This is a genomic window from Alkalibacterium sp. m-11 (genome assembly GCF_054658155.1).
Genome location: NZ_BAAGIR010000497.1, coordinates 1 through 255 on the forward strand (window position 1 = coordinate 1; position 255 = coordinate 255).

The following is a 255-nucleotide window of genomic DNA, read 5'->3' on the forward strand; positions in this document are numbered from 1 at the left end:
CCATTACACGTTATTTGTATGATAAAGCCCATGCGAGCGACCTATGGCTATCAAGGCGAACGCTACACGCTTAAGGAACTCTATGCCCACTTAAAGAAAAAGCGCGGGCGTGCCATCGTTAAAGCAGTAGCTGTTGTGAGCCTAGGGCTCAATGATCAAGGGAAAGAGATTAAAGCAAAAATCATTTTTGTTAAAAATCGCAACAGTAAGGGCAAGCGTAATTGGCTAGCGTTATTATCCACAGATATCGAGATG

Annotated in this window: 1 pseudogene; it reads left to right on the plus strand. The window is 43.5% G+C overall.

The features are described from left to right. Positions 1 to 30 precede the first annotated feature (30 nt). Positions 31 to 255: pseudogene (locus tag ACYQ2O_RS13315) on the plus strand (IS4 family transposase); the annotation flags it as partial.